Source organism: Streptomyces sp. NPDC048415 (assembly GCF_040651675.1).
In the GTDB taxonomy this organism is placed as follows: domain Bacteria; phylum Actinomycetota; class Actinomycetes; order Streptomycetales; family Streptomycetaceae; genus Streptomyces.
Genome location: NZ_JBEZKJ010000030.1, coordinates 58,165 through 71,082, shown reverse-complemented (window position 1 = coordinate 71,082; position 12,918 = coordinate 58,165). Strand labels below are relative to the sequence as shown.

The following is a 12,918-nucleotide window of genomic DNA, read 5'->3' as shown; positions in this document are numbered from 1 at the left end:
GCGCGAGCTGCCAGAATCTGCCCAATGCGCTTCGGCATCCTCGGCTCCCTCGACATCCGCAGCGAGGACGGCAGCCCGCTGGACCCCGGCGGCCCCAGGCCACGCGCCCTGCTCACCCTGCTTCTGCTGCACGCCGGGCAGACGGTGTCCACGGAGCGGCTGACCGACGGACTGTACGGTGCCGAGCCACCGGCCGGGGCCGCCAACGCCCTCCAGTCCCAGATCTCCCGGTTGCGCAAGCGACTCGCTCCCCACACGGAGATCACGGCCTCCCCCATCGGCTACCGCCTCGACGTCTCTCCGGAGGCCGTCGACGCCCACCGTTTCGAGCGCCTGGCGCGCGAGGGCCGCACAGCCCTCGGCCGAGGCGACCACGCGGGCGCGGCGGCAGCGCTCCGGGAAGCACTCGCCCTGTGGCGCGGCTCCGCCCTCGCCGACCTGCCCGACGCGCACGCCCAGATCACCCGGCTCCACGAACTCCGGCTCACCGCCACCCAGGACCGCGTCGACGCCGAGCTCGCACTCGGCGGCGGTCCCGAACTCATACCGGAGCTGCGCGAGCTGCTCACCGCGCATCCACTGAGCGAGCGGCTGTATGGCCAGCTCATGCGGGCCCTGCACGCGGGCGGGCGGTCCGCCGAGGCGCTCACGGTGTACGAGGAGGCGCGGCGCACTCTCGCGGACGAGCTGGGTGCTGATCCGACGCCCGAGCTGTCCGCGCTCCACCTGGAGCTGCTCAAGGGCGCGGCGCCTGCCCAGCGGCGCGTCCCGGCCCAGCTGACGCGCTTCATCGGCCGCGACGCGGAACTCCGGCGGATCGGGGAACTGCTCGCGCGGGCTCGCCTGGTGACGCTCACCGGGCCGGGCGGCGCGGGCAAGACCCGCCTGGCGCTCGAGGCCGCGAGCAGGGGGGCGGAGGTCCACGTAAACGCTGGCGCAAGCGCTTACGCGAGCGCCGACGGGCACGTCAACCCCAATGCACACGCTTACGTCGCCGACACATACGTCAACCCCAACGCAAACGCTTGCGCCAGCGCTTACGCAAACGTTTACTTCGCCGACCTCACCAGCCTCACCGACGGCTCCCAAATCCCGCACGCCCTCCTCACCGCACTCGGCGTGCGCGAGGGCTTCCGCACCCCCGCGACCGACACCACCCAGCGGCTCCTCGACGCGCTGGAGGACCGCGAGCTGCTGCTGGTGCTGGACAACTGCGAGCACCTGATCGAGGACGCGGCCCGAGTCGCCGCGCTGCTTCTCGGTGCCTGCCCCGGCGTGCGGATCCTGGCCACGAGCCGCGAGTCCCTGGGTATCACCGGCGAGGTGCTGTGCCCGGTCCCGCCGCTGCCGCCGGAGTCCGCCGTCGGGCTGTTCCTGGACCGGGCCGCCGCCGTGCGCCCGGATTTCGAAGGTCACGCGCGCGTGACCGACATCTGTGCCGCGCTCGACGGACTGCCGCTGGCCATCGAACTGGCCGCGGCCCGGCTGCGCACCCTCACCCCCGACGAGCTCGCCGAGCGCCTCGACGACCGTTTTCGGGTGCTCTCGCGGGGCGACCGCACCAAGGCGCCCCGGCACCGCACCCTGCGGGCTGTCGTGGAGTGGAGCTGGGACCTCCTGGCCGAGGAGGAGCGTGAGTTGGCCCGGCGGCTCACGGTGTTCTCCGCGGGCGCGACCCTCGAGGCGGTCGAGGCCGTGTGCGGAGTGCCGTATCCCGAGGATCTGCTGGCCTCGCTGGCGGAGAAATCCCTGCTGGAGGTGGCCGACGGGCGCTATCGGATGCTGGAGACCATCCGCGCGTTCGCCGCCGAGCAGCTCGCGCGGGCCGGTGAGGAGGATCGGCTGCGGGACATCCACGCCAGGTACTTCCTGCGCCTGGCCGAGAAGACCGAACCTCGTCTCCGGGGCGGCGGCCAACTCCCGTGGCTGGCCCGGCTGGGCGCCGAGCACGGCAATCTGGACGCGGCCCTTCGCCACCTCGTGCGCGCGAACGCGAGATGCGCGCTGCTCCTCATGGCCGCACTGTCCTGGTTCTGGCGCCTGCGCGGCCTGCACAGCGAGCAGGTGTCGCTTGCTCATGAGCTGCTGGCGGCCGTGGGCAGCACTCCCCCGGAGGGGCTGACGGAGGAGTACGTCCTGTGCTTGATCAACACGGTCTCCGGGGACGGCGACGACCCTGCCGCGCGGGAGCGCCTGGACCGCGCGGCCACCCTCTTCGGTGCCCACAACCACCAACTCCGGCTTCCCTTCGCCTTCGTGATGTGGTCGGTGGCCGACGGCCCGCGCCGTGTCACCGACGAACAGGTGCGCCTCCAGGTCGGCGACGATCCCTGGGGGCTGGCCCTGCTGGAACTCGGCGACGGTTTCCAGCAGTTGTTCCGCGGGCGCCCCGTGGCGTCCGAGGCCGCGTTCACCCGGGGGCTGACGGGATTCCGGGCCACCGGCGACCGCTGGGGCCTGGCCAACTGCCTCGACCCGCTGGCCCTGCTCGCCGACCTGCGCGGCGACCACGTGCGGGCCCTGCGGCTGATCGACGAGGCCCTGGTCTCCGTACGGGAGCTGGCGGCGCCCGAGGAGACCGGTGACCTGTTGCAGCGCCGGGCCACCGTCCTGCTGCACACGGGAGATCTCGAAGGGGCGGCCGCGCACTACACGCACGCCGCCTCCCTGGCCCGTACGGCCGGCGCTTCCGACAAGGTGGCGGCCGCCCGCCGGGGCCTGGGCGACACGGCACGCCTGAATGCCCATGGGCGTAAACATCGGCGTAAGCGCCTACGCAACCGCTTACGCCCGATCGCCGTAAGCGTTTGCGCAACCGCTTACGCGCCGTCGACGGAAGCGTTTACGCAAACGCTTACGCACTCCCGTGGCCGGAAGCGTTCACACAAACGCCTACGCACCGTCGCCGACCGCGCCTGGCCGACACCCCGCCCTGAACCCCGCCCGTGAAGGGGGTAGCTCCCAAGCACCGCGCAAATCAGGGCAGTTCTACCCGGCGCGGGAGCAGCCAGCACCCGTACCCGCACCACGACCAACACCGGCACCGGCACCAGCACCAGCACCAGCACCAGCACCAGCACCAGCACCAGCACCAGCGTTACCCTGCACGCCCTGCACGCCCTGCTCGACGCCGCGAGCAATCACGACTCGATGTCCCCGAAGTGGTCCCAGCCGCCCTTGCTCGTCCAGGGCGCGCCGTCCACGGTGACCTGCGGCAGCGCCGACGGGTTGAGGACCTCGCCGATGACCTTCCAGCGGGCGGGCAGTTTCACGTCCGGTGGGAAGGTCGCGACGATCGCGTGGTCCTCGCCGCCGGTGAGCACCCACTGGAGCGGGTCGACGCCGACGGCCTGCCCGATGTCGTTCATCTGGGAGGGGATGTCGATGTCCCCGGAGCGGACGTCGATGCGCACCTTGCTCGCCTCGGCGATGTGCCCGAGATCGGCGATCAGCCCGTCGCTGACGTCCGTCATCGAGGTCGCGCCGAGCCCGGCGGCCGCCGGACCGGCGTGATACGGCGGTTCGGGGCGCCGGTGGGCCTCGACGAAGGCGCGCGGCGAGCGGAAGCCCCGCGAGAGCACCGCATATCCGGCCGCCGACCAGCCCAGCCAGCCCGTCACGGCGACCACGTCACCGGGCTGGGCGCCGGCCCGGGTGACCGGCTCGTGGTTGCGCAGATCGCCGAGGGCGGTGATCGCGACGGTGATGGTGTCGCCGCGTACGACATCGCCGCCGACCACGGCGGCGCCGGCGACCTGGCATTCGTCGCGCAGCCCGTCCATCAGCTCGGAGGGCCAGGTGGCCGGGAGTTCGGCCGGGACGACCAGGCCGAGCAGCAGCGCGGTCGGTACGGCGCCCATGGCGGCGATGTCCGCGAGGTTCTGCGCGGCCGCCTTGCGCCCGACGTCGTACGCCGTGGACCAGTCGCGGCGGAAGTGCCGTCCCTCCAGGAGGATGTCGGTGCTCGCCACGACCCTGCGGTCCGGCGCGGCCACCACCGCGGCGTCGTCGCCGGGCCCGACCCGGACCGCCGGGGTGGTGGTGAGACGCGAGGTGAGCTCTCGGATGAGCCCGAACTCCCCCAACTCGCCCACGGTACCCTTCATGATCGTCGTGCTCCCTCTGTCGCTACCCGTGCCCGGTCGCGAGCCGTCTGCGTACTCGGTACGGTCGAGTTGACCGTCAACTTGTCCTGTCCCTGCACCCCGGCGCGCAAGCCCCCATCACCCCGGGTCTCCCCGTGGCGAGCGGCAACGCGATACCGTGGCGTTCCTTTTCCCCACATGATCCTCGTGGCCGCCCTGGAGGTTCCGTGGTACAGGCGTACATCCTGATCCAGACGGAGGTCGGCAAAGCGTCGACCGTCGCCGAGACGATCAGCAAGATCCCGGGGGTGATCCAGGCAGAGGACGTGACAGGACCGTACGACGTGATCGTGCGTGCCCAGGCCGACACGGTCGACGAACTCGGCCGCATGGTGGTTGCGAAGGTCCAGCAAGTGGATGGCATCACCCGTACCCTGACCTGCCCGGTCGTTCACCTCTAGCCCCCGTCTACCCTTGGCCGGTGAACTTCTTCCGTCACCGGCACGCCGCTTTCTTCGGGCTGCCCGCCTTCGCACTGCTGATCACGATCGCGGGCTGCTCCTCAGCAGACGACAGTGTCTCCGTCGCGGTTCCGAGCCCGGACGCGAAGGTCACCAAGCTGTGCCAGAACCTGGACAAGGTGCTGCCGCGGAAGGTGGACGGCCAAAGCCGCCAGGACCCCGAGCCCCGGTCCGCGCTGACCGCGGGCTGGGGAAGCCCGGCGATCATACTGCGCTGCGGTGTGGAGCGGCCTCCCAAGATGATCGACCCGAAGGTGGCGCTCGGCGACGACCCGAAGGCGGCCGGCGGCGGCGTGAACGGCGTCGACTGGCTGATGGAGAAGCAGGACGACGGCTCGAACCGCTTCACCACCGCCAACCGCAGCGCGTACGTCCAGGTGACCGTCCCCAAGGGGCGGGACACCTCCGGCATGCTCGTCGACCTGGCCGCCTCCATCAAGAAGGCGATCCCCAAGGGGATCGCCAACTGACACGGCCGTCCTACGAAGTGCTCAGCGCAGCCCCGTCGACCGCCGCAGCGCCGCCTGCACCAGGCGGTCCACCAGCTCCGGGTAGCTGACGCCCGTCTCCTGCCACATCCGCGGGTACATGGAGATCGGCGTGAAGCCCGGCATCGTGTTGATCTCGTTGATCACGAACTCGCCGTCCTCGGTGAGGAAGAAGTCCGCGCGGACCAGGCCCTCGCAGGAGGCCGCCTCGAACGCCTCGACGGCCAGCCGCCGCACCTCGGCGGTCTGCTCCTCGGTGAGCGGCGCGGGCACGATCCCGTCGGCCGAGTCGATGTACTTGGCCTCGAAGTCGTAGAAGGCGTGGGACTGCACGGGCGGGATCTCCGCGGGCACGGAGGCGCGCGGCCCGTCCTCGAACTCCAGGACCCCGCACTCGATCTCGCGGCCGCGCAGCAGCGCCTCCACGATGATCTTCGGGTCGTGCCGCTGGGCCACCGCGATCGCCTCGTCGAGGCCCGAGAGGTCGTCGACCTTGGTGATGCCGAACGACGACCCCGCGCGCGCGGGCTTCACGAACAGCGGCCAGCCGTGCTCGCCCGCGAAGTCGATGATCTTCTTGCGGGCGACCGACTCGTCGCGCTCCCACTCGCGCGGCCGGATCACCACGTACGGGCCCACCTTCAGGCCGAACGAGGTGAACACCCGCTTCATGTAGTCCTTGTCCTGGCCGACGGCCGAGGCGAGCACGCCCGAGCCGACGTAGGGGACTCCGGAGAGCTCCAGGAGGCCCTGCAGGGTGCCGTCCTCGCCGTAGGGACCGTGCAGCATGGGGAAGACGACGTCGACCTCGCCGAGGGCCTTGGGAACCGAACCGGGCTCGCTGTAGACGACTTCGCGGTTGGCCGGGTCGACGGGGAGCACCACGCCGCCCTCGCTCGACTCGGCGAGCTGCTCGACGCTGGGCTGCTTCCGGTCGACGATCGCCATGCGTTCCGGCTCGTCCGCGGTGAGCGCCCAACGGCCGTCCTGGGTGATGCCGATCGGCAGTACGTCGTACTTCGTACGGTCGATGGCGCTCAGGACGGCGCCGGCCGTGACCACGGAGATCCCGTGTTCGGAGCTGCGGCCGCCGAAGACGACGGCCACGCGCGGCTTGCGAGGCGGCTGCTCAGGGCTCTGGGGGAGGTTCTCGGTGCTCATATCGCGTTGAGAGTACCCGTTGGTACGGCGGTGAGTCAGCGCCCCACGACGGCCGTTGCTCAGCGTCGCACGGGCGGTCGCGCAGCGTTGATTCCCGGCCCTGTCCGAGCGGTCGTCACGCGTCGATTCCCAGCACCGTACGGGCGGCAGTCGCGCAGCGTTGCTTCCCAGCGCCGTACGGGCGGCGGTCGGGCAGCGTTGAATTCCCAGCGTCGACCGAGCGGTCGTCACGCGTCGATTCCCAGCGCCGTACGGGCGGCGGTCGCGCAGCGTTGATTCCCAGCGTCGACCGAGCGGTCGGGCAGCGTTGCGTGTCAGCGCCGTTCGGGCTTCGCGCTGCGCGACATCAGCTCCTTGAGGGCGACCACCGGCGGCTTGCCCTCGTGGACGATGCTGACGACCGTCTCCGTGATGGGCATGTCGACGCCGTGTCTGCGGGCCAGATCCAGCACGGACTCACAGGACTTGACGCCCTCCGCGGTCTGCCTGGTGACCGCGATGGTCTCCTGCAGGGTCATGCCCTTGCCGAGGTTGAGCCCGAAGGTGTGGTTGCGGGAGAGCGGCGAGGAGCAGGTGGCGGCGAGGTCACCGAGACCCGCGAGGCCGGAGAACGTCATCGGGTCGGCGCCCATGACGAGTCCGAGGCGGGTCGTCTCGGCGAGGCCACGGGTGATGAGCGAGCCCTTGGCGTTGTCCCCGAGGCCCATGCCGTCGGCGATACCGACGGCGAGACCGATCACGTTCTTGACGGCGCCGCCGAGTTCGCAGCCGACGACGTCGGTGTTCGTGTACGGCCGGAAGTACGGCGTGTGGCAGGCGGCCTGGAGTCGCTGGGCCACCGACTCGTCACGGCAGGCGACGACCGCGGCGGCCGGCATCCGCTGGGCGATCTCCTTGGCGAGGTTGGGCCCGGTCACCACGGCGACGCGGTCCGGCGACACCTTGGCGACCTCCTCGATGACCTCGCTCATCCGCTTCACCGTGCCGAGTTCGACGCCCTTCATGAGGGAGACGAGCACGGTGCTCGGGGCGAGCAGCGGCACCCAGTCCGCGAGGTTGGCGCGCAGGGTCTGGGAGGGCACGGCGAGCACGGTGAAGTCGGCGTCGCGCGCGGCCTTCGCGGCATCCGTGGTGGCCCGCAGGTTCTCGGGGAGTTCGATGCCCGGGAGGTAGTCCGGGTTCATCCGGGTGGAGTTGACCGCGTCGGCGAGTTCGCCGCGGCGCGCCCACAGGGTGACGTCGCACCCCGCGTCGGCGAGCACCATGCCGAAGGCCGTACCCCACGATCCGGTCCCGAAGACGGCCGCCCTGACCGGCTTGCTCACGTGCCCTGCCCCTCTTCCTGCTGTGCTTTTTCCTTGGCCGCGGCCCTGCGACGCTGCGCGATGCGCACCTCACGCGGGTCGTACGGCGTCTTGGGCGCCTTCTCGCCGCGGATCTCCTCCAGCTGCGCGGTGATGGCGGCCATGATGACCTCGGTGGCCTCCTTCAGGAGGTCCGGGCTCATCTCCCTGTCGTAGAAACGCGAGAGGTCCACCGGCGGGCCCGCGAGCACGTGGTGGGTCTTGCGTGGAAGGAGGTTGGGTTTCTTGGCGTACGGGGCCAGGAGTTCGTTCGCGCCCCACTGGGCGACCGGAATCACCGGGCACTTGGTCTGCAGGGCGACCCGCGCGGCACCGGTCTTGGCGATCATCGGCCAGCCGTCGGGGTCGCGGGTGAGGGTGCCCTCGGGATAGAACGCGACGCACTCACCTCGCTCCACGGCGTCGATCGCGGCCCGGAAGGCGCTCAGCGCGTCGGTGCTCTCGCGATAGACGGGGATCTGTCCGGTGCCGCGCATCGCGGCCCCCACGAATCCCTTCCTGAAAAGGGCGGCCTTCGCCAGAAATCGCGGAACACGCCCGGTGTTGTACTGATAGTGCGCATACGCGAAGGGATCCACATGCGAATTGTGGTTCACCGCGGTGATAAATCCGCCCTCGACCGGAATGTTCTCCATTCCGCGCCAGTCCCGCTTGATCAGAACCACCAGTGGTGGTTTGCAGAGGACCGCTGCGAAGCGGTACCAGAAGCCGATTCTGCGGCGGGGCACGCGGACACCTTCCTCTAAGGCCTGGGGGGCCGCACAAGTGTCGCCCCAGGCCGCCTGTCTGTCGAGAACACCGTACGCCCCGGCCTGCGGGCCGCTGGGGCGGCCGGGTCACAATGGGGCGCGACAAAGGAGGGCGGAACGCTCGTGCGGTGGACTGTGGTCGTACCCCTCAAATCTCTGGCGCGGGCCAAGAGCAGGCTGGCGGACACGGCCGCCGACGGACTGCGCCCGGGCCTCGCCCTCGCGTTCGCACAGGACACCGTGACGGCCGCGCTGGCCTGCGCCGCGGTCCGGGATGTGGCGGTCGTCACGGGCGACGCCCTGGCCGGAGAAGAGCTGGCCGCGCTCGGCGCCCGGATCATTGCGGACGAACCCGGAGGCGGCCTGAACGCGGCTTTGGCGCACGCGGCCGCGGTCGTACGGTCCTGGCGCACCGACCCCGCCGTGGCGGCCCTCAACGCCGATCTGCCCGCGCTGCGGCCGACGGAATTGTCCCGGGTACTCGACGCCGCCGCCGAATTCCCCCGCGCATTTCTGCCGGATGCCGCCGCAATCGGTACAACTCTGCTGGCCGCCGGGCGGGCCCGGGAATTGCTTCCGGCTTTCGGTGCGGATTCCCGGGCCCGGCATCACGCCTCGGGTGCCGTGGAACTGCGCCTCGACGCGGTGGATTCCGTACGGCAGGACGTGGACACCGGGGACGATCTGCGGGCCGCGCTGGCCCTGGGGGTGGGGCCCCGTACGGCGGCGGCTGCGGCGCGATTGCTGATTCCGGGGCAGTAGGCGGGCGGTCGGTGCCCGGGCATGCCCGCGCGTTGTGCACCGCCTCGAAGAGCAGGTTCTCAAGGGGAGCGCCTAGGCTGCCCCCATGCAGGCGACCGCGTACACGTACGACCCCGAGACCCGCAGTGGACAGGTGCTGCTCGACGACGGCACTCCGGTGCCCTTCGACGGGCCGGCGTTCGACGCCGGGGGGCTGCGGCTGCTGCGCCCCGGTCAGCGCGTGCGCATCGAGACCGAGGGTGCGGGCGAGGCCCGCCGGATCACCCTGATCACGCTGCAGACCTTCTAGACAGGCTTTTCCGGAGGCCGTGACACGCCGCGGGCCGGGCTCCCAGTGGGAGCCCGGCCCGGCGCGTGAGTTGCCCTCGCGCCCTTGTTACGAGCGGGCGGTGGTCTTCTTGGCGGTGGTCTTGCGAGCCGTCGACTTCTTGGCGGGGGCCTTCTTGGCCGTCGCCTTCTTCGCCGGGGCCTTCTTGGCGGTCGCCTTCTTGGCGGTCGTCTGCTTCGCCGTGGTCTTCTTGGCGGTCGACGTCGTCTTCTTCGCCGGCGCCGCCTTCTTGGCGGTGGTCTTCTTGGCGGTCGCCGTGGTCTTCTTCGCCGGCGTCGCCTTCTTGGCGGTGGTCTTCTTCGCCGCGGCCTTCTTGGCGGTGGCCTTCTTGGCCGCGGCCTTCTTGACCGTCACCGAAGCGCCGCCGGTCAGGCTGCCCTTGGGCGCCTTCTTGACGGAGACCTCGCCGCCGCGCGGGAGCTTCTTGGAGCCGCTCACCAGGTCCTTGAAGCCCTGACCCGCGCGGAAGCGCGGCACGGAGGTCTTCTTGACCCGAACGCGCTCTCCGGTCTGCGGGTTGCGGGCGTATCGGGCCGGACGGTCGACCTTCTCGAACGAACCGAAGCCAGTGACCGAGACCCGTTCGCCGGCGACAACCGCACGGACGACGGCGTCCAGTACGGCGTCGACCGCGTCAGCGGCCTGCTGACGCCCGCCGACCTTGTCGGCAATCGCTTCTACGAGCTGCGCCTTGTTCACGTCTTCCCCTTCGGAGACATTGCCCGAACGAATGCGTTCAAGCTTTTTCGCACGTTAGGCAGATATATACCGCAAATCAAACACGAAACGGGCTAATCACCCTTGTGCCGCAACGAACTCGGGCTGTCGCGGAGTTCCTCAGCGTTCCCCTTCGAGGAATCGACCCTCGTCGAGGTCCGTGGTGAACCGCTCCAGACGCCTTGCCGCATCGGCGAGATCGTGCTTGGCCACGGCCGTAATGACCAGCAGCTTCCGGGTCAGCGCCATCCGTACGCCCTCCGGGACTTGCAGTGCGCGCACTCTTGTGTGCGCTTCCTTCAGTTGGGCCGCGACTGCCACGTAGAGCTCGAGTTGGCCGTCGTGTTCCATGCACAGATTGTGCCATCTGGGGCGAGTTGTCGCCTGCGCAGGGGGTAACTGCCGTCCCTGGAGGGGGTCCTGAGCACCTCGGCACGACCCGGCACGCCGGGTCGTGTACCCCGGCAACCGCCTTTGTAACTAGGGGAGTTGAGGCCCCGGACCGACCCTTTGGAAGGCCGCCCGGAGGCAGACACAGCTGTACCCCCAACCGTCCACGATTGGGGGTACAGAGGGATGTTGCGGTGGCTGAAATCAGCCGTGGCTACGGCCTGTGGGTCAGACCTGGAGCGTCTTCGGCTTGTACGACGGGCGCTTGGCCTCGTACGTGGCGATGTCGCCCTCGTTCTGGAGGGTGATGGAGATGTCGTCCAGGCCGTTCAGCAGCCGCCAGCGGGCGTTCTCGTCGAGTTCGAAGGCGGCGGTGATGCCCTCGGCGCGCACCTCGCGGGCCTCCAGATCGACGGTGATCTCGGCCTGTGGGTCCTGTTCCGTCAGCTCCTGCAGCGCATCCACGATCTTCTGCTCCAGAACCACCGTGAGCAGGCCGTTCTTGAGCGAGTTGCCGCGGAAGATGTCGGCGAAGCGCGACGAGATGACGGCCTTGAAGCCGTAGTTCTGCAGCGCCCAGACGGCGTGCTCGCGCGAGGAGCCCGTACCGAAGTCGGGTCCGGCGACCAGGACCGTGGCGCCCTTGCGCTCGGGCTGGTTGAGGATGAACGAGGAGTCCTTGCGCCAGGCCTCGAACAGTCCGTCCTCGAACCCGTCCCGCGTCACCTTCTTGAGCCAGTGGGCGGGGATGATCTGGTCGGTGTCGACGTTGCTGCGGCGCAGCGGGACGGCCCGGCCGGTGTGCGTGGTGAATGCTTCCATGGCTCTCAGACTCCAGCGGGCACGGGGGCGTCGGACAGGTCGGCGGGCGAGGCCAGGTGGCCCAGCACGGCGGTCGCGGCGGCGACCTGCGGCGAGACCAGGTGCGTACGGCCGCCCTTGCCCTGCCTGCCCTCGAAGTTGCGGTTGGAGGTGGACGCGGAGCGCTCACCGGGAGCCAGCTGGTCGGGGTTCATGCCCAGACACATCGAGCAGCCCGCGTGCCGCCATTCGGCGCCGGCCTCCTTGAAGACGACGTCCAGGCCCTCGGAAACGGCTTGCAGACCGACCCGCGCGGAGCCCGGGACGACCAGCATCCGTACGCCGTCGGCGACTTTGCGGCCCTCGACGATCGCGGCGGCGGCACGCAGGTCCTCGATACGGCCGTTGGTGCAGGAACCTACGAAGACGGTGTCCACCTTGATGTCGCGCAGCGGCTCTCCGGCGGTCAACCCCATGTATTCCAGGGCCTTTTCGGCGGCCATCCGCTCCGAAGCGTCTTCGTACGAAGCCGGATCGGGGACGGACGCCGAAAGCGGCGCGCCCTGGCCGGGGTTGGTGCCCCAGGTGACGAACGGAGAGAGGGAGGCGGCGTCGATGACGACCTCCTCGTCGAATTCCGCGTCCTCGTCCGTCTTCAGCGTCTTCCAGTACGCGACGGCGGCGTCCCATTCCTCGCCCTCGGGGGCGTGGGCGCGGCCCTTGAGGTAGTCGAAGGTGGTCTCGTCGGGGGCGATCATGCCCGCGCGGGCGCCGGCCTCGATCGACATGTTGCAGATGGTCATGCGGGCTTCCATCGAGAGCTTCTCGATGGCGGAGCCGCGGTATTCCAGGATGTAGCCCTGGCCGCCGCCGGTACCGATCTTGGCGATGATCGCCAGGATCAGGTCCTTGGCGGTGACGCCCTCGGGCAGTTCGCCGTCGACCGTGATGGCCATGGTCTTGGGGCGGGCCAGCGGCAGCGTCTGGGTGGCCAGCACATGCTCGACCTGCGAGGTGCCGATGCCGAACGCCAGCGCGCCGAAGGCGCCGTGCGTGGAGGTGTGCGAGTCACCGCAGACCACGGTGGTGCCCGGCTGGGTCAGGCCCAGCTGCGGTCCCACCACGTGGACGACGCCCTGCTCGACGTCGCCCAGGGAATGCAGGCGCACGCCGAACTCGGCGCAGTTCTTGCGGAGCGTCTCCAGCTGGGCCCGGGAGACCGGGTCCGCGATGGGCTTGTCGATGTCGAGGGTCGGGGTGTTGTGATCCTCGGTGGCGATGGTGAGGTCGAGGCGGCGCACCGGGCGCCCCGCCTGACGCAGACCGTCGAAGGCCTGCGGGCTGGTCACCTCGTGCAGCAGGTGCAGATCGATGAAGAGGAGGTCGGGCTCGCCCTCGGCGCGCCGGACGACATGGTCGTCCCAGACCTTCTCCGCGAGTGTCCTACCCATCGCTTTCCCTCCGGCCGGCCTGTGTGGCGCCGGCCCAACTAGAGATTTCCGGGGCGTGCAACGTTCGTACCCCTCGTACCGGACGTCGTCCGCCGGGCCCG

13 protein-coding genes are annotated in these 12,918 nt (G+C 70.2%); 5 read left to right on the top strand and 8 right to left on the bottom strand.

Annotation, left to right across the window (positions count from 1 at the left end; translation table 11 throughout):
- Nucleotides 1-24: 24 nt before the first annotated feature.
- Nucleotides 25-2,949 (top strand): BTAD domain-containing putative transcriptional regulator, encoded by a 2,925-nt coding sequence (locus tag AB0D27_RS21095; RefSeq protein WP_362510788.1) that lies wholly within the window; start codon nt 25-27, stop codon nt 2,947-2,949.
- Nucleotides 2,950-3,140: 191 nt separating this feature from the next.
- On the opposite strand, the gene AB0D27_RS21090 is transcribed toward AB0D27_RS21095, so the two are convergent.
- Entirely contained in the window at nt 3,141-4,106 is a 966-nt protein-coding gene (locus tag AB0D27_RS21090; protein ID WP_362510785.1) for a thiamine-phosphate kinase, read from the bottom strand.
- Between the two features lie 206 nt (nt 4,107-4,312).
- On the opposite strand from AB0D27_RS21090, the gene AB0D27_RS21085 reads away from it, so the two are divergent.
- Together AB0D27_RS21085 and AB0D27_RS21080 are read left to right on the top strand one after the other, a co-directional pair.
- Nucleotides 4,313-4,546, top strand: a complete 234-nt coding sequence (locus tag AB0D27_RS21085) for an Lrp/AsnC ligand binding domain-containing protein (protein ID WP_028802415.1) — start codon at nt 4,313-4,315, stop codon at nt 4,544-4,546.
- A gap of 20 nt (nt 4,547-4,566) precedes the next feature.
- Entirely contained in the window at nt 4,567-5,076 is a 510-nt protein-coding gene (locus tag AB0D27_RS21080; protein WP_362510782.1) for a DUF3515 domain-containing protein, read from the top strand.
- A gap of 21 nt (nt 5,077-5,097) precedes the next feature.
- On the opposite strand, the gene AB0D27_RS21075 is transcribed toward AB0D27_RS21080, so the two are convergent.
- The 3 genes from AB0D27_RS21075 to AB0D27_RS21065 all read right to left on the bottom strand — a co-directional run bounded on the left by AB0D27_RS21075 (nt 5,098) and on the right by AB0D27_RS21065 (nt 8,347).
- Nucleotides 5,098-6,255: a D-alanine--D-alanine ligase family protein gene (locus AB0D27_RS21075; RefSeq protein WP_362510779.1), complete on the bottom strand. Its 1,158-nt coding sequence runs from the start codon at nt 6,253-6,255 to the stop codon at nt 5,098-5,100.
- Nucleotides 6,256-6,569: 314 nt separating this feature from the next.
- The gene (locus AB0D27_RS21070; protein ID WP_362510776.1) at nt 6,570-7,580 is read right to left on the bottom strand and encodes an NAD(P)H-dependent glycerol-3-phosphate dehydrogenase; all 1,011 of its coding nucleotides are present in this window, start codon (nt 7,578-7,580) and stop codon (nt 6,570-6,572) included.
- Complete coding sequence (locus AB0D27_RS21065; RefSeq protein ID WP_362510773.1) at nt 7,577-8,347, bottom strand: lysophospholipid acyltransferase family protein; 771 nt, start codon at nt 8,345-8,347, stop codon at nt 7,577-7,579. The genes AB0D27_RS21070 and AB0D27_RS21065 overlap by 4 nt, the downstream gene beginning before the upstream one ends.
- A 144-nt stretch (nt 8,348-8,491) precedes the next feature.
- On the opposite strand from AB0D27_RS21065, the gene cofC reads away from it, so the two are divergent.
- Both cofC and AB0D27_RS21055 read left to right on the top strand, forming a co-directional pair.
- Nucleotides 8,492-9,130, top strand: coding sequence for a 2-phospho-L-lactate guanylyltransferase (cofC, locus tag AB0D27_RS21060; protein ID WP_362510770.1), 639 nt, complete (start codon nt 8,492-8,494; stop codon nt 9,128-9,130).
- A gap of 85 nt (nt 9,131-9,215) precedes the next feature.
- Nucleotides 9,216-9,419: a hypothetical protein gene (locus tag AB0D27_RS21055; protein WP_362510767.1), complete on the top strand. Its 204-nt coding sequence runs from the start codon at nt 9,216-9,218 to the stop codon at nt 9,417-9,419.
- A gap of 87 nt (nt 9,420-9,506) precedes the next feature.
- On the opposite strand, the gene AB0D27_RS21050 is transcribed toward AB0D27_RS21055, so the two are convergent.
- From AB0D27_RS21050 to leuC, 4 genes are all read right to left on the bottom strand, one after another.
- Nucleotides 9,507-10,157, bottom strand: coding sequence for an HU family DNA-binding protein (locus AB0D27_RS21050; RefSeq protein WP_362510764.1), 651 nt, complete (start codon nt 10,155-10,157; stop codon nt 9,507-9,509).
- A 138-nt stretch (nt 10,158-10,295) separates the two neighbouring features.
- Nucleotides 10,296-10,526, bottom strand: a complete 231-nt coding sequence (locus tag AB0D27_RS21045) for a hypothetical protein (RefSeq protein WP_362510761.1) — start codon at nt 10,524-10,526, stop codon at nt 10,296-10,298.
- Between the two features lie 267 nt (nt 10,527-10,793).
- A complete protein-coding gene (gene leuD, locus AB0D27_RS21040) occupies nt 10,794-11,387 on the bottom strand; it encodes a 3-isopropylmalate dehydratase small subunit (RefSeq protein ID WP_362510758.1) in 594 nt (197 codons plus the stop codon).
- 5 nt (nt 11,388-11,392) lie between these two features.
- Nucleotides 11,393-12,817 carry a 3-isopropylmalate dehydratase large subunit gene (gene leuC, locus AB0D27_RS21035; RefSeq protein WP_362510755.1) on the bottom strand — a complete coding sequence of 475 codons (1,425 nt, stop codon included), beginning with the start codon at nt 12,815-12,817 and terminating at the stop codon, nt 11,393-11,395.
- Nucleotides 12,818-12,918: the final 101 nt, after the last annotated feature.

What these genes read in the sequence shown, in the direction of transcription:
- leuD (WP_362510758.1), bottom strand. Translation starts at nt 11,387, where the DNA reads ATGGAAGCATTCACCACGCACACCGGCCGGGCCGTCCCGCTGCGCCGC.
- AB0D27_RS21045 (WP_362510761.1), bottom strand. Translation starts at nt 10,526, where the DNA reads ATGGAACACGACGGCCAACTCGAGCTCTACGTGGCAGTCGCGGCCCAA.
- AB0D27_RS21090 (WP_362510785.1), bottom strand. Translation starts at nt 4,106, where the DNA reads ATGAAGGGTACCGTGGGCGAGTTGGGGGAGTTCGGGCTCATCCGAGAG.
- leuC (WP_362510755.1), bottom strand. Translation starts at nt 12,817, where the DNA reads ATGGGTAGGACACTCGCGGAGAAGGTCTGGGACGACCATGTCGTCCGG.
- AB0D27_RS21095 (WP_362510788.1), top strand. Translation starts at nt 25, where the DNA reads ATGCGCTTCGGCATCCTCGGCTCCCTCGACATCCGCAGCGAGGACGGC.
- AB0D27_RS21075 (WP_362510779.1), bottom strand. Translation starts at nt 6,255, where the DNA reads ATGAGCACCGAGAACCTCCCCCAGAGCCCTGAGCAGCCGCCTCGCAAG.
- AB0D27_RS21055 (WP_362510767.1), top strand. Translation starts at nt 9,216, where the DNA reads ATGCAGGCGACCGCGTACACGTACGACCCCGAGACCCGCAGTGGACAG.